The organism is Nocardia implantans (assembly GCF_035544775.1).
In the GTDB taxonomy this organism is placed as follows: Bacteria; Actinomycetota; Actinomycetes; order Mycobacteriales; family Mycobacteriaceae; genus Nocardia; species Nocardia implantans.
In genome coordinates, this window is the sequence record NZ_JAYKYQ010000007.1 from 148,793 (window position 1) to 171,457 (window position 22,665).

Annotated in this window: 20 protein-coding genes and 1 pseudogene; 15 read left to right on the top strand and 6 right to left on the bottom strand. The window is 66.6% G+C overall.

Annotation, left to right across the window (positions count from 1 at the left end; translation table 11 throughout):
* The first annotated feature begins 480 nt into the window (after positions 1 to 480).
* On the top strand, positions 481 to 1,344 hold the full coding sequence (locus tag U3653_RS18115; RefSeq protein WP_195081292.1) for a universal stress protein: 864 nt from the start codon (positions 481 to 483) through the stop codon (positions 1,342 to 1,344).
* 87 nt (positions 1,345 to 1,431) lie between these two features.
* On the opposite strand, the pseudogene U3653_RS18120 reads toward U3653_RS18115, so the two are convergent.
* Positions 1,432 to 1,669, bottom strand: a pseudogene (locus U3653_RS18120) (carboxyl transferase domain-containing protein); the annotation flags it as partial.
* A gap of 189 nt (positions 1,670 to 1,858) precedes the next feature.
* On the opposite strand from U3653_RS18120, the gene U3653_RS18125 reads away from it, so the two are divergent.
* The 4 genes from U3653_RS18125 (at position 1,859) to U3653_RS18140 (ending at position 5,916) form a co-directional block, all read left to right on the top strand.
* Positions 1,859 to 2,410 carry a dihydrofolate reductase family protein gene (locus U3653_RS18125; RefSeq protein ID WP_195081291.1) on the top strand — a complete coding sequence of 184 codons (552 nt, stop codon included), beginning with the start codon at positions 1,859 to 1,861 and terminating at the stop codon, positions 2,408 to 2,410.
* Positions 2,411 to 2,649: 239 nt separating this feature from the next.
* Positions 2,650 to 3,381 (top strand): dienelactone hydrolase family protein, encoded by a 732-nt coding sequence (locus tag U3653_RS18130; RefSeq protein WP_195081290.1) that lies wholly within the window; start codon positions 2,650 to 2,652, stop codon positions 3,379 to 3,381.
* A gap of 412 nt (positions 3,382 to 3,793) precedes the next feature.
* On the top strand, positions 3,794 to 4,597 hold the full coding sequence (locus U3653_RS18135) for an LLM class flavin-dependent oxidoreductase (protein WP_195081289.1): 804 nt from the start codon (positions 3,794 to 3,796) through the stop codon (positions 4,595 to 4,597).
* 263 nt (positions 4,598 to 4,860) lie between these two features.
* The gene (locus U3653_RS18140) at positions 4,861 to 5,916 is read left to right on the top strand and encodes an alpha/beta hydrolase family protein (RefSeq protein ID WP_195081288.1); all 1,056 of its coding nucleotides are present in this window, start codon (positions 4,861 to 4,863) and stop codon (positions 5,914 to 5,916) included.
* A 76-nt stretch (positions 5,917 to 5,992) separates the two neighbouring features.
* Here the strand turns inward: U3653_RS18140 and U3653_RS18145 are convergent, their stop codons facing one another.
* Positions 5,993 to 6,913, bottom strand: a complete 921-nt coding sequence (locus U3653_RS18145; RefSeq protein ID WP_195081287.1) for an NADP-dependent oxidoreductase — start codon at positions 6,911 to 6,913, stop codon at positions 5,993 to 5,995.
* A 157-nt stretch (positions 6,914 to 7,070) separates the two neighbouring features.
* Here U3653_RS18145 and U3653_RS18150 point away from each other — a divergent pair, with 157 nt between their 5' ends.
* The 5 genes from U3653_RS18150 to U3653_RS18170 all read left to right on the top strand — a co-directional run bounded on the left by U3653_RS18150 (position 7,071) and on the right by U3653_RS18170 (position 11,463).
* A complete protein-coding gene (locus U3653_RS18150) occupies positions 7,071 to 7,697 on the top strand; it encodes an HD domain-containing protein (RefSeq protein ID WP_195081286.1) in 627 nt (208 codons plus the stop codon).
* Positions 7,698 to 8,085: 388 nt separating this feature from the next.
* Positions 8,086 to 8,646: a hypothetical protein gene (locus tag U3653_RS18155; protein ID WP_195081285.1), complete on the top strand. Its 561-nt coding sequence runs from the start codon at positions 8,086 to 8,088 to the stop codon at positions 8,644 to 8,646.
* Positions 8,647 to 8,662: 16 nt separating this feature from the next.
* Positions 8,663 to 9,991, top strand: coding sequence for a Dyp-type peroxidase (locus tag U3653_RS18160; protein ID WP_195081284.1), 1,329 nt, complete (start codon positions 8,663 to 8,665; stop codon positions 9,989 to 9,991).
* Positions 9,988 to 11,004 (top strand): hypothetical protein, encoded by a 1,017-nt coding sequence (locus tag U3653_RS18165; RefSeq protein ID WP_195081283.1) that lies wholly within the window; start codon positions 9,988 to 9,990, stop codon positions 11,002 to 11,004. Before U3653_RS18160 ends, U3653_RS18165 begins: the two co-directional genes overlap by 4 nt.
* A gap of 54 nt (positions 11,005 to 11,058) precedes the next feature.
* Positions 11,059 to 11,463, top strand: a complete 405-nt coding sequence (locus U3653_RS18170) for a DUF7144 family membrane protein (RefSeq protein WP_195081282.1) — start codon at positions 11,059 to 11,061, stop codon at positions 11,461 to 11,463.
* A gap of 105 nt (positions 11,464 to 11,568) precedes the next feature.
* On the opposite strand, the gene U3653_RS18175 is transcribed toward U3653_RS18170, so the two are convergent.
* The gene (locus U3653_RS18175) at positions 11,569 to 12,963 is read right to left on the bottom strand and encodes a hypothetical protein (RefSeq protein WP_195081281.1); all 1,395 of its coding nucleotides are present in this window, start codon (positions 12,961 to 12,963) and stop codon (positions 11,569 to 11,571) included.
* Positions 12,964 to 13,514: 551 nt separating this feature from the next.
* On the opposite strand from U3653_RS18175, the gene U3653_RS18180 reads away from it, so the two are divergent.
* Positions 13,515 to 13,967 (top strand): DUF6325 family protein, encoded by a 453-nt coding sequence (locus U3653_RS18180; protein ID WP_195081427.1) that lies wholly within the window; start codon positions 13,515 to 13,517, stop codon positions 13,965 to 13,967.
* 42 nt (positions 13,968 to 14,009) lie between these two features.
* Entirely contained in the window at positions 14,010 to 14,300 is a 291-nt protein-coding gene (locus tag U3653_RS18185) for an SHOCT domain-containing protein (RefSeq protein WP_195081280.1), read from the top strand.
* Between the two features lie 9 nt (positions 14,301 to 14,309).
* Here U3653_RS18185 and U3653_RS18190 read toward each other — a convergent pair whose 3' ends face one another.
* The gene (locus tag U3653_RS18190; RefSeq protein ID WP_195081279.1) at positions 14,310 to 15,686 is read right to left on the bottom strand and encodes an MFS transporter; all 1,377 of its coding nucleotides are present in this window, start codon (positions 15,684 to 15,686) and stop codon (positions 14,310 to 14,312) included.
* A 13-nt stretch (positions 15,687 to 15,699) separates the two neighbouring features.
* The gene (locus tag U3653_RS18195) at positions 15,700 to 17,544 is read right to left on the bottom strand and encodes a glycoside hydrolase family 15 protein (RefSeq protein ID WP_195081278.1); all 1,845 of its coding nucleotides are present in this window, start codon (positions 17,542 to 17,544) and stop codon (positions 15,700 to 15,702) included.
* A 332-nt stretch (positions 17,545 to 17,876) separates the two neighbouring features.
* Between U3653_RS18195 and U3653_RS18200 the strand changes: the two genes are divergently transcribed.
* Genes U3653_RS18200 through U3653_RS18210 form a run of 3 tightly spaced genes read left to right on the top strand, consistent with a single transcriptional unit; the run spans position 17,877 to position 21,554 of the window.
* Positions 17,877 to 18,413, top strand: a complete 537-nt coding sequence (locus U3653_RS18200) for a hypothetical protein (protein WP_195081277.1) — start codon at positions 17,877 to 17,879, stop codon at positions 18,411 to 18,413.
* Between the two features lie 49 nt (positions 18,414 to 18,462).
* A complete protein-coding gene (locus U3653_RS18205) occupies positions 18,463 to 19,902 on the top strand; it encodes a DUF2252 domain-containing protein (protein WP_195081276.1) in 1,440 nt (479 codons plus the stop codon).
* Positions 19,903 to 19,904: 2 nt separating this feature from the next.
* Complete coding sequence (locus U3653_RS18210; RefSeq protein WP_195081275.1) at positions 19,905 to 21,554, top strand: MFS transporter; 1,650 nt, start codon at positions 19,905 to 19,907, stop codon at positions 21,552 to 21,554.
* 45 nt (positions 21,555 to 21,599) lie between these two features.
* Here the strand turns inward: U3653_RS18210 and U3653_RS18215 are convergent, their stop codons facing one another.
* Entirely contained in the window at positions 21,600 to 22,478 is an 879-nt protein-coding gene (locus U3653_RS18215) for a hypothetical protein (protein WP_195081274.1), read from the bottom strand.
* Positions 22,479 to 22,665 lie beyond the last annotated feature (187 nt).

Consider the following 22,665-nt stretch of genomic DNA (forward strand, 5'->3'; position numbering starts at 1 on the left):
CTGGGTGTGTTCGCGGCATCGCTCGCCCTCTCATCGGGAGCCGTCCGGCAGGCCCGGAACCTGCTCGGCGGTGCGCCACCGCCGAGCAGGCTGGTTCGCGGCAGCGGATTCGTCCAGCGCTGCGGGCAACCATGAGGGTCGATCACCGTTCGGCCGTGCTGTCCGTTTTTGTCGGCTGTGATTCAGCATCGCGCGAACCAGCAGCACAGGTGACGGGCCGAAGGTCATCGAATATCAGGTCCTCTGACCACGATCGGCCCGGCGGTGTATCGGCATCGTGTGTCCTGGGGAACGGCCGGAACCGGCCCTCGGCGAACCCGAGATTCGGCCGGTCACGGCCCGGTCGGAGCACACTCTCGACGAAGGTCATCGGACGTTCCCGCGGGGCCATCGGACCCTAGACCGCTCGACGACATCGGGACGACCCTGGTGTCGCATCGATGCCGGGATGCGCCGGCCGAGGCAGGAAAGGGCGAACAGATGTCTACCAGCAGCAATCCTCCCGTCCTCGTCGGCGTCGACGGCTCGCCTGTCGCGCTTGCGGCGCTACGCTGGGCAGCTGTCGACGCTGCCCGGCACAACGTACCGCTGCACCTCGTCTACGCGATCGGCGTTCTCGGTGTATTCGGATCGGGCTTCGAGCTGGAACAGTTCGACTTCGACGGTTATCGGCGAGGCGGGCTGGAAGCGCTCGAAACCGCCCGCGCGACCGCCGTGTCCGAATCCGCGTCGATCGCCGAACTCGAGATCACCACCGAACTGGTGGACGCGCCTCCGATCCCGCTGCTGCGCGATCGGTCGAAGACCGCGCGACTGCTCGTGCTCGGCACCCACGGGCTCGGCACCGTCAACCGCAGGCTCCTGGGCTCGGTGAGCACCGCACTGGCGCGGCACGCCGCATGCCCAGTCGCGGTGATTCCGGAAACAATCGCGCCGCCCGACGGGCCGGTGGTGGTCGGCGTCGACGGCTCACGCAGCAGCGCGCACGCCGTCGAGATCGCTTTCGACGAGGCCGCTTTCCGCGGTGCCGAACTCGTCGCGGTGCACACTTGGTCGGATTTCCTGCACTTCGGATCATCCGAACAGAGGCAGGAGGAGGGTGAAGAACTGCTCTCGCGGAGTATCGCCGGATTCGGTGAAAAGTATCCGGAGGTCCCGGTGCACCGCATCGTGACCGTGGACCGACCCGCAGAGCGGCTTCTCATGGTCGGCGAGAAAGCTCAGCTGATCGTCGTCGGCAGCCACGGTCGCGGTGGTTTCCCCGGGATGACGCTCGGCTCCGTCGGTCAAGCCGTCCTGCACGCGGCCGACGTTCCCGTGATCATCGCCAGATCGGCGAGTTGACGAAGACGGAGCCGGGGCGAGCCACTCTGCGGCCAGCCCATCGGTCCCAGGAACACCCTGGTCGGCAACTCGTGGGCGATCCGGGTGTCAGAGCGGAATGTCGCCGTGCTTCTTCGGGGGCATGGCGACCATCTTGCGCTCGAGCAGTCGCAGGGCGGAGACGATCTGGTCGCGGGTGTGCGAGGGCGGAATGACCCGCGTCCACGTAGCCGCGCTCGGCGGCGACGTACGGGTTCACGAGCGTGTCCTCGTACTCGTTCTGGAGCGCGAGCCGCAGCGCATCGACGTCCGCGCCGTCTTCGGCGGCCTGCTGCAGCTGCTTGCGAGGTCTTCTTCGGTGAGCGAGTCCTCGATCGGGTCGGTGGCCGGGAACCGCGGCGCCTCGGCCCGGTTGTTGCTGGGCAGGTAGGACAGCAGGTCCTTGACGTGATCCAGGGCGTCTTACTCGCCGGAGGCGACGTAGTGCTCCACGCCGGACCGATGAGTTCCGAGCGCGTAGGAGGTCTACCCGGTCATGAGGAAACTGATCTACGGCTTCGGCGTGTCCCTGGACGGCTACATCAACGACCGGGACGGCAGCATCGACTGGACCGACCCGGACGAGGAACTGCACCAGTTCCACAACGACCGCTACCGCGAGATCGAGATCTCGCTGCACGGCCGTCGCCTGTACGAGCTGATGGCCGAGTACTGGCCGCACGTGCCCGAGGACGCGCCGCGCATCGAGCGCGAGTTCGGCAGGCTCTGGATGGACAAGCCGAAGGTCGTCTTCTCCCGCACGCTCACCGATGTCCACTGGAACAGCACGCTGGTCAGCGAGAACGCGGTCGAGGAAGTCCGCAGGCTCAAGGCTGGAGGCGATGGCGTCATGGAGGTCGGTGGCGCGAGCCTGGCGGCCTCGCTGATGCCACACGGGCTGATCGACGAGTACCAGCTGTTCGTCTTGCCCGTGGCGCTCGGCGGCGGCACACCGATGTTCCCGTCGCTGGACACGCGCATCCGGCTCCGACTGGTCGAGACGAGGCACTTCGACACCGCGGTGATGCTGCGCTACCTCGCTGAGTGAGGTTCGTTCGACCGCAGCAGCTCTCGCTGTGCAAGCGAGTCGGCTCGGTGGGCCCACGGGCTCCGCAAAATCCGTTGGCGAGCCACCGAGACCCTGCTAGCCTTCCGGAAGCCGTGCCAGAGAACGAGGAGGTGGTACCCGTGAACACAGTATTCACATGGGTGCTCCCCTCTGGGGTCACGGTCGGGCGATAGGTCGTCCGGGAGCGCCGCTCGAGAGCACTCCCGAAAGGCACGACCATGCACTTCACTTCCGAACAGCGCTTCGACGACGGCGTCCTCGAACGCGAATTCACCCTCGGCGAGATTCCCGGCATCCTGTGGACGCCTGGATCCGCATCCGCACCGGCGCCGCTGATCCTGATCGGCCACCCCGGCGGACTGCGTCAGATGTATCCGCGACTGGTGGCCCGTGCCAGGCACTCCGCGGCGGAGGGCTTCGCCGCGGCCACCATCGAGCTCCCCGGCAGCGGTGACCGGCCCCGGTCGGCCGCCGCCGAGCAGGCCCGCGCCGACCTGCGTAGGGCGGTGGAGGCGGGCGGACCGGTCGACGACGAGATCGTCGACCGGCTCGTCCTCCCACTGGTCGAAAAGGCGGTTCCGGAATGGCGGGCCGCCCTGGACGCCCTCCTTTCGCTGCCCGAGATCGGCGGCCCGGTCGGGTATTCGGGAGGGGTGATCTCCATCGGCATCCGGCTGGCGGTGGTCGAGCCGCGAATCTCGGCCGCCGTCCTGTTCGCCGGCAGTTTCGTGCCCCGCAGCATGTTCGAGGAAGCCCGGCAGATCACCATTCCGCTGCACGTCCTGCTGCAGTGGGACGACGAAGGAAACGACCGGCAGATGGCCCTTGACCTGTTCGACGCCTTCGGCTCGAAGGAGAAGACGCTGCACGCCAATATGGGCGGGCACACCGGCGTCCCGCAGTTCGAGGGGGACAACGCAAACCGGTTCTTCGCCCGGCACCTGAGGTGAGACCGGACCGTCAGGCCGCCCAGCAGACGATAGGAGCTGTCGGCCTGGCGCCGCTCATCTAGGGCAGGTCCCCGGCTCTTCTCGATGGCGGTGGCCGACAGATGCACAGCCGGCCCCGACCGCGCCAGTACCGGTCATCAGCGGTACCGGCCGGTCGGGGCGCGCTGCACAGGTATCGGCGTCGGGACGGTCCAGCCGATGGGGTCGTATGTTCAACGGTCGACGACGTGACCGGGAGACGAGTACCGCGGACAACGATTCATGGTGTTCGCAGCAGTGTGCGCCTCGATCTCGACCGCACCGATGAACTCCGGGTGGATTCGTCGTCGATGTCTTTGGATGGGCCGAATGATCTCATGGCCTCCCATGGGGGCCTGCAGGTGATCGCGCAGAAACGGAGAGGAATCCAAGCATGACGAGACCGTTTCGATTCGGGGTCGTTGCCCCGTTCAGAACCGACCTGCCGACGTGGCCGGCCCGCGTGCGTCGCATCGCCGACAGCGGCTACTCGACACTGTTGATGCCCGACGTCCCGCAATGGCAACCGGCACCCGGCCCCGCGCTGGCCACCGCCGCGGCCCTTACCGACCTGCGCGTGGGCACCTGGGTTTACGCCTCCCCGCTACGCCCGGCCTGGATGACGGCGTGGGAGGCCCACTCGCTGTCCGAGCTCACCGGCGGCCGCTTCGAGCTGGGCATCGGCACCGGCAGACCAGGGATCGAAAACGAACTCCGGGAGAGAGGACTGCCAGCCGTCCCGCCGAACGAGCGGCTGGCCCAAGTGCGTGAGACCATCATGGCGCTGCGAGACCTCGACGGCCCCGACTGTCACACGCCCGTCGTGATGGCCGTACGCGGTCCGAAAGCCCGTGCATTGGCAGCCGAGGTCGCGGACACCGTCACCTTCGCACTGATGCCGGATGAGTCCCGGGCCGAAGTCACACGGCTGGCACACGACGTCCGCGCGCTCGCAGACCTCGAACTCGCCCTGCACGTGCCGATCATCGGCGACACGGTCGCGCCGTTCATGGCGCCTCCCGACACCGATCCTGCCGCCCTTCCACCGGACTCGCTGGCCGTGCTTCCGGCGGACCCGGCGGCCGCCGCCGAGGAAATCCAGCGGCGACGGGAGGAGATCGGCTTCTCCTATTTCGTCTTCGGCGCCGACTCCGCCGAGAAGTTCGCTCCGCTCGTCGCCGAACTCGCCGGGCGTTAGTCGGGCGAGGAATGACTCCCGAGATCGACCACACCGCAGTCGCGGCCGTATCGAGTGTGTTCTGTAGGGTGGCGATCCAATGGTGACCGAAGCCGGGGGATGTGATGGCACGCAGACGTTTACGACGATTCGCGATCATCACGACGGTGGCGTGGGCGGCCGCCATGGTCCCAGCGGCGCCGGGCGGGGCCGCCCCTGGTTTGGTCTCAGCCGACGCTGTGGTCGTGTCTGTGCCTGCACCTACCGGCGGCAACCCTGTCGGCGTGGCCGAGCTTCATCTCACCGACCCCGGCCGGTCCGACCCGTGGGACGAAGGCCGCCGGGAGGTCCTGGTTCAGATCTGGTATCCGGCACAGGACTCGGGTACTTCCGCGACGGCGGCCTGGATGTCACCTGGCGGGCGGGAGGAACAAGCCGACTACCTCGCCGAACTCGGCGTCCCACGACAACGCTGGTCGCTGGGCGCGAGTCACAGCTACCCGGATCGACCGGCACGCGAAGGAGCCGGCAGGTTCCCGATCCTGTTGAACTCCCCTGGAATGGGCGATGCCACTGGCTGGAGTACCGCCCAGGCCGAGGACCTGGCCAGCCACGGGTATGTCGTGGTCGCGATCAACCATACGCACGAGGCGTTCTCCGTCCATTTCCCCGACGGGCGGGTCGAACATACAGTTGTCCCGCTGGATTCGCCGCTAGAGGTTCTGCGGGATGTCCTGCTTCCGACGCGGGTGGCTGACACCCGCTTCGTGCTCGATGAACTCTCGGCGGCCGCCACCGGACAGGGATCGCGGGCCGGTGGGCCCCTGCCTACCGGATTGGCCGAGCGCATGGACATGACAAAGGTAGGGATGTTCGGGCATTCGCTCGGTGGCTCGACCACGGTGCAGGCTTTAGCCGACGAACCCAGAATCCGCGCCGGCATCAATTTGGATGGACCGATCCTGGGATCGGTCGCCGCGGAAGGGACCGACAAGCCCCTGCTCATGCTCGCCGGTGGCGCCTCTCCCTGGTACGGCCATCCGGGCTGGGAGCCGTACTGGCGCAACAACACCGGCGTGAAGCTGCCCCTTCAGGTGTCGGGCACCGAGCACATGTCGTTCTGCGACCAGCAGACGATCCTGCCGCAACTGACCGCTGCCGGGCTGCTCTCGGCAGAAACAACGACGAAAGCAGTCGGCAAGATCGACTCCCAGCGGTCGATCGACTTGCAACGGATCTATCTGCGGACCTTCTTCGACGCAGTCTTCGGCCAGAACAACGTCAGCGTCGTCGACGCGATCACCGCCCTGGCCCAACCCGAAGTCCTCCCCCACCTGTAGCGGCCGCGTCCCAGCGAACCAGGAGCTGTCGACGCGGACGCGGATGCCATCGGTGCCGCGCAGCGATCGGCGAACCTCAGTCGGTGACCACTTTGATGATTGTTCTGCCTCGAGTGCGGCCATCGGGGCTGAAGGCTTTGGGGGCCTCGGTCAGGGAGCGGACTGTGGTGACGAGAGGGACGAGCCTGCCCTGGTGGAGGCGGGTGGCCAGTTGGGCGAGTTGGTCGCGGTTGGGTTCCACGACGAAGAAGATGGCTCGGCCGTCCTGGGGGTGGATGGTGGGTGGACCGGCGATGGTGACGAGGGTGCCGCCAGGGCGTAGGAGCGCGGTGGACCGGTCGCGGATGTCACCGCCGATCACGTCGAGTACCACGTCGACCGCGCCGGCGTCCTCCCAGGCTCCGCCGTCCAGGTCGATGAACTCGTGGACACCCAGATCGCGGGCCGTGCCCTCGTCGGAGGCTCGGCCGGTGCCGATGATGCGGGCTCCTGCCTCATGGGCCAGTTGTGCGGCGACGGAGCCGACTGCGCCGCCGACTCCGTGGATGAGGACCGTTTGGCCTGCTTTCAGGTGAGCGTGGTCGAACAGGGCCTGCCAAGCCGTCAAGCCGGAGATCGGTAGAGCGGCCGCGGCGACGTGGTCGACGTCGGCCGGGAGCGGGGCCAGGTTGCGGGCCTCCACGGCGGTGCACTCCGCGAGCGCACCGTCGCGGGCCCAGTCGGTCACGCCGAAGACGCGCTGCCCTACCGTGAGACCAGTGGTTCCGTAGCCGAGCTCGGCGACGACGCCTGAGAGTTCGTGACCGGGGACGCTGGGGGTGCGGTCGCGGCCGGCGCGGTCGGTCCACGTGCCCGGCCAGTCCAGCTCGCCGCGGGTGAAGCCGGCCGCGTGGACTCGCACGATGACATCGTTCTCGGCGGCGTGAGGGTGGGGCAGATCGGTCAGGGTCAATCCGGCGACGCCGGCTTCGCGGTCGCGGACTGTGATGGCTCGCATGGCGATCCTTCCGGGAGTCGTAGGACTGATCGGTTTCGACGGTACGCACTCCGGTCCGCCGGCGGCGGGCCACTGGCGGGACTCTCTGGGTCGGCAATGAATGTCCACGCCCGTGCCGTCGCAACGGACCAGGGCCTCCACGCCGTACTGTCGAAGCATGAGCGATCTGGACGACCTCGTGATTCCCGAGACGGCCACCTCATCGGCCGCCTTGGAGGTGGCCTCCGCTTACCACTGCGCCGCCTTGCTGAACCACTCGCACCGCGTCTATGTCTGGGCGGCTGCCTACGGCAGACAGCAGGGCATCCGGTACGACTCCGAGCTGCTGTTCACGGCTGCGATGCTCCACGACATCGGCTTGGCGCCGGAGTTCGACAGCCACACGGTCTCCTTCGAGGAGGCAGGCGGCCATGTCGCCCGGGTGTTCGCCGCCGGGGCCGGTTGGCCGAGCGAGCGCCGCGAACACCTCGGCGAAGTCATCGCCAGGCATATGGGGCCCGACGTGGACGTGGCCGACGACCCGGAAGGCCACATGCTGTCGCGGGCGGCGGCGTTGGACGTCGTGGGACAGAACATCGACGATTTCAGCCCCGCCTTCCGTGCCGAAGTACTCCGGCGGTACCCCCGGCTCGGGTTCGCCGACGAGTTCCTCGCCCGCTTCCAGGTCCAGGCCGACCGGAAGACCGGCAGCTCCGCCGCGCGTGCCGTTCAATCGGGCCTCGCCATGAGGATGGCCGCGAATCCTTTGGACGCCGATTCCGGGCATACGCACGATGAACGGTAGGGCAACGTCCGCGTATCTCAGTCGTTTCGAGAATGACTCGTCGTCGACGCCGTAGAAGTGGATTGTCACCATTCCGAGCACGGAACGCGCACTGTACGCAACGACGGAATATCGAACATCCAATAGGTGAAGCAACCCCGGCAGTTCGACTTTCCACGTACGGAGTAACACGGCATGGCGGAGTGCCGTGCCTGCTAAACTGACCGCGTAGGCACCGCCGCGAGGCGGTCGGTATATATGCCAGATCCGCGGCGGTCGCCGCTGGCGGCGGTACGCTCCGCGCGGAACTTCGTTGCGCCTCGCGTCGACTGCGATTCTGATGAAGAAGCCCGCCATCTCGGAGTCTTGACAGTGCCACTGGAGCCATCCTGCTGGAGACGGAGGCGACATGACGACAGGTGATCGGGATTGGTCCGAGCCGGCGGCGGTGGCCATTCCGAAAGAAGGATACTTCGAGCTGGAAAATGGCCGGTACGGACCGATATTTCCCCGTACACCCGCCAATTACGGATTCTCGATCATCGCGAAGGTCAAACCCGGCCGTGAGGCGGCGATCCGGGAGTACGGTAAACAGCTCGAGGCCGCGGTCGAGGAAGACCCCACGGTGCTGGCGCCGCTGCGGCTGCACTACCTGCGGTGGTTGCTGTTCGACATCGGTGACGGGCTGTACTTCCAGTATCAGGGGATCTTCGACACCGACTTCGACAAGTACGTCGAGGACGCTGTCGCTCTGTTCTCGTCGACAGGTATCACAACAGTATTCGTCAACCTCGAAGGCTTCCCCGAGGACTGGAGGACCGATATCGACGCCGTCGTCGAATTCTTCCGTGAGCATCAATGCCCGAGCTTCCTGGAGTACGGCGAGTACCCGTATGTGACCGGGGAAGAGATCAAGAAGGCACTGCGGATGAAGGCGGCGTTCTCCGACATGCTCGACCAAATGCAGTAGCACCACGAGGTCCTCGATGCTCGAAGTCGACGATATCCAGCACATCGTGCTGACCCGCGTCCCCGCGCTGACCGGTCGCTACGAGTTCTTGTCGTTCGCCGGTGGCGACGGTGCGCGGGCGTGGTTGTCGGCCATGGTCGATCAGGTCGCCTCGGCGGCAGACGCGCAGCGGGGTGCGAGCACCGACCGCCGATGGGTGACACTCGCGTTCACCTGGACCGGGCTGCGCGCACTCGGTGTGCCCGAACCATCGCTGGCGACGTTTCCCGAGGAGTTCCGGCAGGGCATGGCAGCCCGGGCGGACATCCTCGGTGACGTCGGGCTCGACCACCCCGACCACTGGGTCGGTGGATTGGCCGGTGACCAGCTACATGCGATCGCCATCCTGTTCGCCCACGACGACGCCGAACGCGCTCGCTGTATTCGAGCGCACGACGAACTCCTCACCCGCTGTGCGGGAGTGACGGTGCTCTCGTCGCTGGATGTGGCGGCCGTTCCGCCGTTGGAGTACGCGCACGACCATTTCGGCTACCGCGACCGGTTGTCGCAGCCGGTGATCGAAGGCTCCGGTGAACAGCCGACGCCGGGCACGGGCGCTCCGATCAGAGCCGGCGAGTTCCTCTTGGGATATCCCGACGAGGCAGGCCCTCCCGTCGGATTGCCGCAACCGCAGCGGTTGTCGCGCAACGGCAGCTACATGGCCTACCGGCGCCTGCAGGAACATGTCGGGCGCTTTCGCGATTTCCTCGCCGAGCACAGCGACACCCCGGATGAGCAGGAGTTGCTGGCCGCGAAACTGATGGGTCGCTGGCGAAGCGGCGCCCCGTTGGTGCTCGCACCCGAGAAGGACGACCCCGAACTCGGGGCCGACATGCAGCGCAACAACGATTTCAACTACAAAGAGATGGACCCCTACGGGTACGCGGCACCCCTGGGTTCGCATATCCGCAGGCTCAATCCCCGCGATACCGCGGTGAACATGCAACGTCGGCGTCTGATCCGCCGGGGCGCCACCTACGGACCGCACCTGCCGGAAGACGTTCCCGAGGACGGCGCCGAACGTGGCATCGCGGCCTTCGTCCTGTGCGCGAGCTTGGTGCGCCAATTCGAGTTCGCCCAGAACGTGTGGATCAACGACAAAACGTTCCACGAACTCGGCAACGAGCGCGACCCGATCATCGGCAATCAAGACGGCACTCTGGAATACAAGATTCCGCAACGTCCGATTCGCAGAACCATCAAGGGATTACCGGCGTTCACCACTCTCCGAGGCGGCGCGTACTTCTTCCTGCCCGGTCTCCGCGCACTGCGTTACCTCTGTACCGACGGCGAGGTAGCACCATGAGCACCATCTCTCCGGCGCGCACCTACAACCAGTGGCAGCTGCCGCGCCCCCACACGTCCGGCAGACGCCGATTGAGTATCTACTGGACCTGGAGCTATCCCTGGGAAGCCCAGCGCGACCCCGCCGGGCTGGACAATCGTTTCTCCACCATGACCGAAGTGCGCCAAGCCACCTGGCCGGCCTACGAGACACCCGAATACGACACCGCCCACTTCCTGCAAGGCATCGCGGGAACGCTGGAGCTGTTCCACCGTTCCACGCTTACCTTTCAGCAGGTCGCCGCGGAGGCCACCGGCCATCCCGTCGCGGTCTACCAGCGCATCGATCAGGCCGGGTTCGAACTGCCCATCGACGAACGCGTTTTGAGCGACACCGACACTTTGATGATCTTCGGCCTCGACCACGTGGCCGGCCAGGCAGCAGCCTCCCCGGCCGAGATCGCGGCCATCGACGAGTGGCTGCAACGCGAAGACACCTGCCTGCTGCTGGCACCCCACCACGACGTCGGCTGCACCGACGACCTCCGGCAACGCCGCGTCGAGCACGAGCACCACCGCGACCCACTGGTGCCACGGCAGCAACGCTTCAGCGCCTACACCCGCTCACTCATGAAAGCCTTCGACGTTCCGGTGCACAACATGTACGGACTGCGTCCCGCCGTCGTCGAGGACACGAAATCCATTGCCCCGCTGACCACATTCCGCGACCTCGATGCCCTGCATCTGCTCGACGACGTCACCACGTTGAACTTCCATCCCCACCTCCCGCACTATCACCTGACCGCACCTGCCAGCGAGTCCGTGCGGCTGCTCGCCCGCCAGCCCGTCGACCGCGAACGACCCCATCCGTTCACCGCCGAGGGCAATACCGAGTTCAACGCCCTGATCTGGCTGCCGCCCACCGAACGACGCGCCGGCGACATCGTGATCGTCGACTCGACCAATTTCACCACGTTGTTCGGAGGGACCGAGAGCCTCGTCAACTTCTGGCGCAATGTCGCACTCATGAAGTGACACCGCATCAAACCCCGCACCGCCCACAGAACCGATCAGAAGAGGTGAACGGCAATGTCAGCAACCGATGAGCATTCCGTCAAGCAGGCAGTCGCCGCCACGACGTCGATCGGCGCAGCGGTTCTTCTGCTCGCGGCCGGCGTCCTGTCGATCTTCCAGGGCATTTCCGCACTCGACAAGGACGACATTCTCGTGTCCGGGCCCAATTACACCTATGAGTTCAGTGCCGCCGGCTGGGGCTGGATCCATCTCGTTCTCGGGATCTTGATCGTGATCGCCGCAGTCGGGCTGATCGCGGGAGCCATGTGGGCGAGGGTGATAGCGGTGTTTCTCGCCGCGTTGTCGATCCTGGCCAACTTCCTCTGGCTGCCGTACTACCCGTGGTGGTCGACCGTCGTGATCGCCTTGGACGTCGTAGTGATCTGGGCGGTGACGACCTGGCGGCCCGGCCGGATCTGACCTGGATGGGATCGAGCACTTCAGCCGGCCACGGTCGGCGCCCGCATCCCGTCTCCTTTCCGCGGAGGAACACGACGCCTCTGGCCGCGCCGGTTGTCCGTCGGCTCACACTCGGGCTGCGGCATCGTCGTCCGTTCCGGGCTCTCCCTGTTGCCGGACGCGGGCGGGACGAATCAGCAGTTCCAACGCGAGTAACGCCAGCAGTGCGCCGAGGATGATCCACACCACTACGAGCCCGGTGGGGTAGCGCCAGAACACCAGCAAGAGCGCGGCAACGCCGAGGATCGTCCAACGCAGCGCCGAGCGGGCTCGGAAAGCCCACTTCTCCACCCGGTTCGGCGGACGAGATCGCCGCAGCCGCTGCACCGCGTCCATGCCTCGACCGAATCCGCGGCGCACCGCGCCGGCCGAGGCCGAGTTTCCGCCCAGGTATGCGCCCAATGCGATCGCCAGGCCGAGCACGGCGATGCCGCGCAGCGCCGTCCGCAGCGGCACGAGGACCGTGTCGATGATCGCGGTGGCTGCCTGCGGCGACAGGACGTCGGCCGGGATCTCGTCCAGATACAGTGCGCGGGCCACGGCCAAGGCGATGGCGAGGATCAACATTCCTGCCGCCAGCGCGAGCCCGACGAACGCCGAGGCGAGCTTGCGACGACCGGGAGGAGCCGCGGCGATCGCGGCCACGGCGGCCGCGATCGTCACCCACGGCAGCACGGCAGAGGCTTTGTCGAGATTGTCGACCGCCCGCTGCGCTCGGACCAGTTCCGGGGATCGGAACAACACGAATTGCTTGTCGACCGCGGGGATCTTCTCGGCGAAGGTAAAGCCGCGGGCGAGCAGCCTGGCTTTGACGTTCTCGATCACCGTGCGCAGGGAGATGGCGACCGTGCCGTTCTCGTCCACCGTCACCGACTCGGGGCCGACGTGCCCGGTGGCCACCGCCACCAAGGCGGTGTGCGCGGCGCGGTTGGCTTGTAGCCACAGGTCTTCGAATTGGTCGCTGCGCACGAAGGACAGCGCGGTGTCGTGGACGAACTCGCGGGCCTGCTGCGTGATCACCGGCGCGAGCCCCTCGACCGCGCGGTCCACCCGTGGCCGGTCCGCTGTCGCAGGGGCGGCGTCGGTGATGGCGGCGAGCGCCTGTGCGGTGAGACCCTCGATGTCAACGCGGGCGAAGATCTCCTCGGTGATCGTATCGGAGACCTCGGTCTGCAGTACCGGATCCGAGGCCAGCGGCGCCACTGTGCTCAGATATCGATCGGTGTCGAGGACCTCTCCGCGCACGAACCGCGACACCACCGTGGTCATCGCCAGAACAGCGACCAGCACCGTCAAGATCGTCACCGCAGTCCAGCGCCACCCATGCCGCGGCGACCGGCGCACGCCGCCGCGCCCTTTCACCCGCAGTGTCGCCACCTCGGCACGCAGCCGCTCGAGCTCCGCGCGTTCGTCGGCGGTCAACTTGCCGCCGGGTGCGTCCTCTCGCGCATCCGAAGCCATCGGTACCCCTTACTCCGAGAACGGACACGGGCAGTTCGCCTGCGTCACCGAGCCGACGGTCTCGGTGCCTGCGCACCTGCTCTTCGTCGGTTGCGTCCACCGCGGCAACCGTCGTCGCGGGGCGGGTTGGCGGCGCCGCCCCGTCTCGGGCGAGGGCGGCGCCGCCCGGTCTCGGCGGAGCGATCCGCCGAGGGCATGGTGAGCTGAACGTTCCAGGGTCCGATGGCTCCACGACCACGGTGCCGAGGACGGCCGGAGTCGGCGACAGCGGATGGTGCGGCGGTTTAAAACTTTCGAGGCAAGATATTCGAATAAGAGGATGCGCTGATTCACGCCGGGGCGGATCCCGTCAGGCGTCCGCCTCCAGTAAAGAAACAGCGACCCGGTGACGATCAGGGGCGTACGCTGGGACCGACATTAGCACCACTCAGCCGATGAGTCCGAGGTTCTTCTCCAACGGCAAGCAATTGATATGCGAAGCAATTCATGCCGGTTCGGTAAGAGAGCCGGATCGATTCGGCTCCCTTTCTCGTGACAGGAAGAGGGCTATTGTGACCGGAACCGATATCGATGCGTTAGGTCCCATCGATTATCTCGTGATCGAATTCCCTGCCGACCGGCCTCCGGACGGGTCGGCCCTGCCGTTGCTGCGCGACCTCGTCGATCGGGGCATCATCCGGGTGTTGGACTTGGCGTTCGTCCGCAAGGACGCCGACGGCGCACTTTTCGGAGTCGACATAGCCGACCTCGGTCTCGAAGGGGACGTCGATATCACCCTCTTCGCGGAGGCGGGTTCGGGCTTGCTCGACGACGCCGACCGCAAGGAGGCGGGCAAGGCGCTCGAGCCGGGATGCTCCGCCGCGATCCTCGTCTACGAGAACAGGTGGGCGGCGCCCTTCGCGTCCGCGCTGCGCCGCAACGGCGCCGAACTGGTGGCCACCGGACGTATCCCGGTGGAGAGCATCCTGTCGTCCCTCGAAGTCGCCGAAGCGGGGAACCGATGATGGCACGATCATCGTCACCGGCCCGACAGTAAGGAGAGTGTCATGCCCGGACTGCTGCGTGGCGTAGCCCGCACCGCCATGGTCGCCGGCACCGCCACCGCCGTCTCCAATCGCGTCTCCCGCCGACAGGGACAACGCTGGGCCGTGCAGGATGCCCAGTACGCCGCTGACGTGCAGTCGGCGCCACCACAACCGGCGCAGGCGCCGCGATCCGGCGAGGGTGTGCCGATGGACCGGATCACCGCTTTGAAGGAACTCGCCGAACTCAAAGCGCAGGGTGTGCTCACGGATGCCGAATTCGAAGCCGAGAAGGCCAGAATCCTCCAGTCCTGAGGAAACTTCTTACACGGCAGCGGAAGCGTGCCGGGGCAGCAACGCCCCGGCGACGAATCCTGCCGCTCCGATCGCGGCCAAGACGATCATCGCAGCGGCGTAGGCGTGGCTCGTGAGCCCGGCTACGAGGATGGTTCCCGCGATGGCGGTGCCGAGCGAGGAGCCGAGATTGGACACGCTGCGCGACAGCCCGGAGATCTCGCCCTGCTGGTCCTCGCCGAAACTGGACTGGACGACATTGACCGCCGGGGTCAGCATGACACCGAGTCCGAGGCCGATCAGCAGCAGGCCGGGCGCGAACGCCCACGGATGCACCAGCGTCCCGGCCAGCGCGAGCAGGACGCCGATGCCGGCGATGGTCACGAGAAATCCCGCCATGATGAGGGTGCGCTGCGCGCGCCGCCGCGCCAGCCGTGCGGCGGCCAAGGACGACACCAGCAACCCCAGGGTGGCCGCCGTGAAGATCACACCGGTCTGAATCGCGTTGTATCCCCGGACGACCTGCAGGTAGGCCGCCACGACGAATGATGTTCCCATCAGCAGCAGCCACTGGATGTGTTCGGTGATCAAACCCAGGTTGGAGGTGCGGTTGTGGAACAGGCCGGTCGAGATGAGGGGTTCGCGTCCGGATCGCTCCCGGGCACGGATGTGGAGAAAGAAGCACCCCAGCGCCACCACGCCGAGCAAGAGCAGGAGCAGCATGACCCAGCCGTTGTCGTCGGCCGCCAGGATGCCGGTCACGAGCAGGACCAGACCGGCCGCCGACAGAACCGCGCCACCGATATCGAAGACCCGGGTCGGATCCGGCGGCAACGGGTCGGCGATGCGCCGGCCGAGCAGCACGATCAACGCGACCACCAACGCTTGGAACGCGAACGCCGCCCGCCAGCCGAACGCTGAGGTGATGACTCCGCCGAGCAAGGGGCCGGCCGCCGCACCGATCCCACCCAGCGCCATGATCGCGCCGAAGGCCCGCGCCCGCGAGGTGGTTTCGGTGAACAACAGGGTGGTGAGGATATAGACGGGCGGGATCAGCATCGCGGTGCCGAGGCCCTCCAGAATCGAGTTGCCGAGAATCAGCACACCCAGCCCGGGAGCGAGCGCACTCATCACGGCGCCGACACCGTAGATCGTCAGGCCCAGTTCGAAACAGCGTTTGCGGCCGTAGCGGTCGGTGAGCTTGCCGCCCGGAATCATCAGCGCCGCCATGACGAGCAGGAAGATCGTGATGACGATCTGCACGCCCTGCGCGGTGGTGTTCAAGTCGGCGCTGATGTCGTTGATCATCACGTTCATGTTCGAACCGGCGAAGCTGCAGATGAATTGCGCGAGCGCCAGCGGAACGAGCGCACCGCGGGGAGGGCTGGCCGCACCGGGACCGGGCATCCGCGTGTTCGGCCTATCCGGATGTCGTCGCGGGCCGGGCTTCGGCGCGGTCGAGTTGTTCATCCAGGGCCATGGCGGCCGCGACAAGTGCCAGGTGGGTGAACGCTTGCGGAAAATTGCCCAGCTGCTCGCCGGAAGGACCGATCTCCTCGGCGAAAAGACCCACGTGGTTGGCGTAGGTGAGCATCTTGTCGAAGGCATACCGGGCTTGACCCACCCGTCCGGCACGGGCGAGTGCTTCTACGTACAGGAAGCTGCAGAGATTGAAGGTGCCTTCGACACCACGCAGACCGTCCGGAGATGCTTCCGGGTCGTAGCGGTAGACCAGGCTGTCTCTGACCAGTTCGTCGTCCATCGCGTCGAGAGTGCTCAGCCATACCGGATCCCGCGGCGAAAGAAATCCCATTCGCGGCATCAGCAGCAGTGACGCATCCAGCACATCGGTGGCGTAATGCTGTACGAACGCCTGCCGCTTCGCGCTCCAGCCGCGTTCGACGATCTGGGCGAACACCGCGTCCCGCGCCTGCGACCACCGGGCCACATCGGCCGGCCGCGAGTAGTCGGTGGCCATACGGATACCTCGATCGAACGCCACCCACGTCATCAGGCGGCTGTAGGTGAATTCCTGCTGCCCGCCGCGCGTTTCCCAGATTCCCTCGTCGGGCCGGTCCCAGTGCTCGGTCAGCCAGTCCATGAGGTTCGCGAACGACCGCCAACCCCAGATCCCACCGATGTCCGAGGACTGGGCCAGGGCATCGGCGGCCTCACCGTAGATATCGAGCTGGATCTGGTCGGCCGCCCCGTTCCCGACCCGCACCGGCGCGGACCGGCGATAGCCCTCCAGATGGTCGAGCACCTCCTCTTCGAGGCGGGGGTCGCCGTCGATCCGGTACATGATCTGCAGCGGCTCGCCGGATGCCGTGTCGTCGGCCTCGAGGCGATCGCGCAGCCAGCGCCGGAACGCCAACGCCTCTTCGGTGAAGCCGAGATCGATCAACGCCCGGACCGACAAGGAGGCATCGCGGACCCAGGTGTAGCGGTAGTCCCAGTTGCGCTCGCCGCCGATCTGCTCGGGCAGACCCATCGTGGCCGCGGCGATCGGCGCGCCGGTGGGGTGATAGGTGAGCAGCTTCAAGGTGATCGCCGATCGATTCACCATATCCCGCCACCGGCCCCGGTAGGTGGACGAACGCAGCCACGACTGCCAGAAATCCCGGCACTGCCCGAAGGCGGTGGAGATGTCCTCCCGCGATGGATGCGGCGGAGCCGTACCGTCGCTCGCCATGCTCGTCAACACCAGCACGGCGGTCTCCCCCTCGGAAAGCGTGAAACGAGCCGTGATGTCGCCGTCCTCGGCTTGCAGCAGTACCGGGTCGGTGGCCTGCAGATGCAAGTCCGTGCCCGGGCCGTGGAAGACCGCAGCCCGATCGCCGAGTCGTTCGAGGGTGTGCGCGGCGCGCCCGTAGTCGAATCGCGGGCGGCAGGTCAGCGTGAGCGGCAAGCTACCACGCACCACCCGTGCCACCCGCACCAACCGATGCCGGTCGGTGGGTGCGGAATCGAGGATCGGCACCATGAAATCGGCGACCTCACCGACCCCTTCGGGAGCCATGAACCGAGTGACCAGGATCGCCGTGTCCGGCAGGTACAACTGGCGGATCGCCATTTCCTCGGTCCCGACATCGGCGGCCAGCCCGCAATGTCCGCCCCGCTCACTGTCGAGCAGCGACGCGAAGACGCTCGGCGAATCGAACCGCGGCGTGCACCACCAGTCGATCGTGCCCGCGGAGGAGACCAGGGCCGCAGTCTGCAGATCGCCGACGATGCCGTGCTCGGCGATCGGTGGGTAGGCGTTCACATCCACTCCTTCGTACCGGGAATCGGGCATGACCGAACGGCCCAGAGTGGCTCGCCCAGCGTGCGCACCTCCCTCTCCGGGAGCCACTGTCTCTCACAGTGTGCGCCGCGCCACCGCCGAATGCGTGCGGACCGACGAAAGTAGATCGGTTCGCAAGCGAATCTGCGGCGAATCGAATGATGGTCTCCATCGACACAGAAAAGCCGTCTCGACCAGGATTCGAATCCGAGCGTGGTGAGCGTCGCGCGACAATCAACTGGATCAGCAACCATCCAACGAACTCGGTCCCTTCGATAAGACACCGGTGTGGCCGCTGAACCCTGTGAGGGCTGATGGAAGGCAACAGACACGAACTCTTGCACGGACCCTTGTTCTCCCGCAGCGTTCCACTCGACCGCGGGAACGCGGCCAGCAGGATCAGCGCGTACATCTACGGGAACGTCCTGATCCTCGCGGCCTTGATCCCGGTCACACCGTCCGCCGAGGATGTCGGCATCCTGGTCGTCCTCGGGATCGCCCTCTCCACCTTCATCGCGCATTCCTTCGCCGAAGGCGTCGGTCGATCGGTGCGCCAGAGCCATGCGCTGTCTCCCCAGGAACGATGGGCGGACCTGCGCGACTCCTTGCCCATTCTCAGCTCGGCAGTGCTGCCGTGTGTGATCCTCGCGGCCGCGGCGATCGGATGGATCGAACCACGCACCGCGCAGCTGCTCGCGGAGTCGGCCATACTGGTGCGAATCGGCGGGATCGTCTTCGTCATAGGCCGACTGCACGGCGAGCGGCCGCACCGTTCGACGCTGATCGGCTCGGTGCTCTTGGTCTGCGCCGCCACCGCCGTCGTGGCGGTGAAGGTCATCCTGACCCACTGATCCGCACACCCTCTTATTCGCGCGAGACTCGCAAGAATGGGCCGAAGTCATGACAGAGCGAAACGATCCCGCTGTCGCGGAGTCCGACGAGCACACCGACGCGGCCGACCGATCGACCAGCGCCGAGCGTGCCGAATACGGCAGATCCGTACAGCGCCGGGCGCCGTCCGGCCTGCTGGCCGAATTCGAGCCCAGCATCGATCGGGATCCGCTCGGGCTGCTCGAAACACAGGCCGCGACACGAATCCCCGAACTCGTCCCGGTGCGGTACGGGCGAATGGGCACAGCTCCTTTCGCGTTCTATCGCGGTGCGGCCGTGGTCATGGCCGCGGATCTCGCACATGCCCCCACTACGGGTTTGATCACTCAACTCTGCGGCGACGCCCATCTGAGCAACTTCGGACTGTTCGCGACGCCGGAACGCAATCTCGCCTTCGACCTCGACGACTTCGACGAGACCTATCCCGGCCCGTTCGAATGGGACGTCAAACGACTGGTCACCAGCCTCGCGGTCGCCGGGCGCGACAACAACCACAGCGGCAGACAACGCAGAAAGTATCTCCGTGCCTGCGCCGCCGAGTACCGCGAAGTCATGATTCGCCAGTCAGCCCGCGGAGAACTCGCGGTCTGGTACTCCCATATCGACGCCGTGACCCGATTCGACGAATTACGCGAAGTCCTCGATCCACCGACGAGGAAACGCATAAAGAAGACGATCGACAAGTCCTGGGGCCGAGACAGCGTCCAGGCCCTGTCCAAGCTGACCACCATCGTGGAAGGGCAGCCCCGGATCACGAGTACGCCGCCGCTGATCGTTCCGGTCGAGGAGATCTTCACCGGCGCCGACGCCGAGCAGTTGAACCGTGCGCTGATCCAACGGCTCGATCAGTACCGCGACACGCTACAGTCCGACCGGCGCGCCCTGTTCGACCGATTCGAGTACGTGCAGGCGGCGCGCAAGGTGGTCGGGGTGGGCAGCGTGGGCACCCGGGCATGGATCATCCTCCTTCGCGGGCCGGGCAACGACCCGCTGTTCCTGCAGGCCAAGGAGGCCCAGCCGTCGGTCCTCGCGCAGCATCTCGACGGACCGTCGTTCACCAACCAGGGCGAACGTGTCGTGGCAGGGCAGCGGCTGCTGCAAGCCGCCAGCGACATCTTCCTCGGCTGGCAGCAAGGCGCGGGCGAAGACGGAGTGGTGCGGGACTTCTACGTTCGTCAACTGCGGGACGGCAAAGGATCCGCCGACATCCAGACCATGTCCCCCGAACTGATGACTCGCTACGGCCGACTGTGCGCGTGCGTGCTGGCCTACGCCCACGCCCGCTCCGGCGACCGGTTCTCGATCGCCGGTTACCTCGACGCGGACGACGACTTCGCGGACGCGATGGCCGTGTTCGCCGAAAGTTACGCCGACCGGAACGCACGCGATCACGCCGCGCTGCGCGAGGCGATCGGGAACGGCACGATCACCGCGTGGCGGGAGGTGTGAGGATGAACGGCAGAGCATCGGCCGCCCGATCGAGTTCGCTCGTGCTGGTCGTGTTGGCGTCGGGGCAGTTCTTGATGACGCTCGACAGCTCCGTGATGAATGTTTCCATGGCCACGGTCGCCCAGGATCTCGGTACCACGATCACCGGCATCCAGACCGCCATCACCCTGTACACGCTGGTGATGGCCGCGCTGATGATCACAGGCGGCAAGGTGGGCGCCATCCTCGGCCGCCGCCGGACGTTCGGATTCGGCCTCGTCGTCTACGGTGCAGGCTCGTTCATCACCGGGCTCGCCCCGAACCTGCCGATTCTGCTGCTGGGGTGGTCTCTGCTGGAGGGAATCGGAGCCGCCCTGATCATGCCCGCGATCGTCGCTCTCGTCGCTGGGAATTTCGCACCCGAACGCCGGTCCGCGGCCTACGGCCTGGTGGCGGCGGCGGGAGCGATGGCAGTCGCCGTCGGCCCACTGCTCGGTGGCGCCGTGACCACGTTCGCGTCGTGGCGGTATGTCTTCTTCGGCGAAGTGGTCATCGTCGTGTTGATCCTGCTGGTGCTGCGCCGGATCGAGGACGCTCCCGCCGAGCGTGTCCGGCTGGATGTCATCGGGTCGCTGCTGTCGGTGATCGGCCTCGGCACAGTCGTCTACGGGGTGTTGCGGTCGAGCGAATGGGGCTGGGTGCGGGCCAAGGCCGGCGGACCCGCCGTGCTCGGTCTGTCGCCGGTCATCTGGCTGCTGATCGGTGGCCTGCTCACGCTGTACCTGTTCCTGCGGAGACAGACGTATCTGGTGGATCGGGGCCGCGACCCGCTGGTGGATCCGGGACTGTTGCGGAATCGGCAACTCGTCGGCGGGTCGGGCATGTTCTTCGCGCAGTTCGCGGTTCAAGCCGGGGTGTTCTTCTCGGTGCCGCTGTTCCTGTCGGTGGTGCTCGAACTCAACGCGCTCGAGACCGGGGTACGCATCCTTCCGTTGTCGATCGCGCTTGTCCTGGCCGCGGCGGGCATCCCCCGGTTCCGACCGCGGGCCGACCCCCGCCGGGTCGTTCGGCTGGGTCTGGGCGCGATGATCGTCGGCGTTCTGATCCTCGCCGCCGGGATGGACCCGGGCGCGAATGCGGGCGTGGTGTCGATCCCGATGCTGTTGATGGGTCTGGGGCTGGGCGCGTTGGCCTCCCAGTTGGGCGCCGTCACCGTATCGGCGGTGCCTGATTCGCGCAGCTCCGAGGTCGGCGGACTACAGAACACCGCCAGCACCCTCGGTGCGTCGCTGGGCACCGCGCTGATCGGTTCGATCCTGATCGCCGCGCTCACCTCGACCGTCGTCGCCGGCATCGAGAACAACCCGGCGGTTCCGGCGTCCGTGCGAGAGCAAGCAACCACGGAACTCGCCGCCGGGGTGCCGTTCCTGTCCGACAGCCAGCTGGCGGGCGCGCTCGACAGCTCCGGTGTCGACGACGCCACCGCGGACGCCATTTTGGCGGTCAACTCAGACGCCCGTCTCGAGGCGCTGCAAGTGGCATTCGCCGTGACCGCTGTGCTGGCGGTCGCGGCATTGTTCGGTACCGGTCTGTTGCCTCGCCGACCGGCCGCTCCGCGCGGCGGAGAGGATGGACGCCCGTCAGGAAAAGCCGAGTCCGGCGCGGAGCGCTGACAGACCCACATCGGCGGCCTGGCGTCGCATGCCGCGGCCGGTGCGTCATTCCCGGTCGTCGTCGGCTTGCCCGCGCAGATAGTGACCGATCGCGGTTTCGTCCAGAGCCAGCGCCTTGACGATCGCGGCCGCGCCCACGATCACCACCGACAGGACGAAAAGCCAACTCACCGACGTGAAGGCCAGTCCCAGTGGACCGAAATGCTCTCGGGCGTTCGTCGTGATCCGAGGCAAGAGGACCCGGCCTGCCGCGTGCACCGCTGTCAATCCGATCGCGGTGAGCGCCCCGGAGACCCACAACAGACGGCCCGTCAGCGCTCCCTTCGTCAGAAGGAAGGGAGCGAGCATCCACACGAACATCCAGATGACCACCTCACCGAGTAGTGCGAGCAGCCTGCCTGCGTAGCGGATCTGCGTGAGGTCGCGGATCTGCCCCACCAGCCCGGCGGCGAGAGCGACAGCGAGCAGCGCGGCCAGCCATCGCCAAGCCTCTCGCGGACCGATGGCGGGCACTTTCCAGACCGCCTCGTACATGCGCGCGAGAGCCCGTGCGAACGACGTGCCGCCGAGCAGGACCATCAGCAGGCCCACCGCACCGAACGCCGCTATCGCCGGGTTGGCGGTAAGCGATCCGCCGTCGGCGGACACCGCTGCGGAGTCGAAGCCGAACTGGTCGTTGATCGTCTCCGCAGGCGCATGCCAGCCACTGAAGACGGATGCGGCGATCATCACCGGCAAGACCGAGGTGAAGATCTGCGCGGCCAGGGCCAGCGACCGGTCCACGAGCTGGATTTCGGCGAGACCGTCCATCACACGGCGCAGCGTCCGTCCAAATGGCGTTCCGCGCAGCCAGCCGGTCGCGACCTGGGTGCGCGCGAGAGATACTTCGCGAGCCAATGCCACCGACAACTTCACGGACCGCACCGCGCTCACTGTCCTTTTTGCTCGTTCCGTCAGGAATTGTCGTGCGAACTCGTCTCGGTGGAGACGAATCGAACGCTACGCCCAGTTCCCCGCGACCACGTCTACTTGATCGATTCCAGTGGCCGAACCGACTTCATTTCGGCCGGGACACCGAAACCACGTTGCGAATGCCCCACCTGTGCCAGGA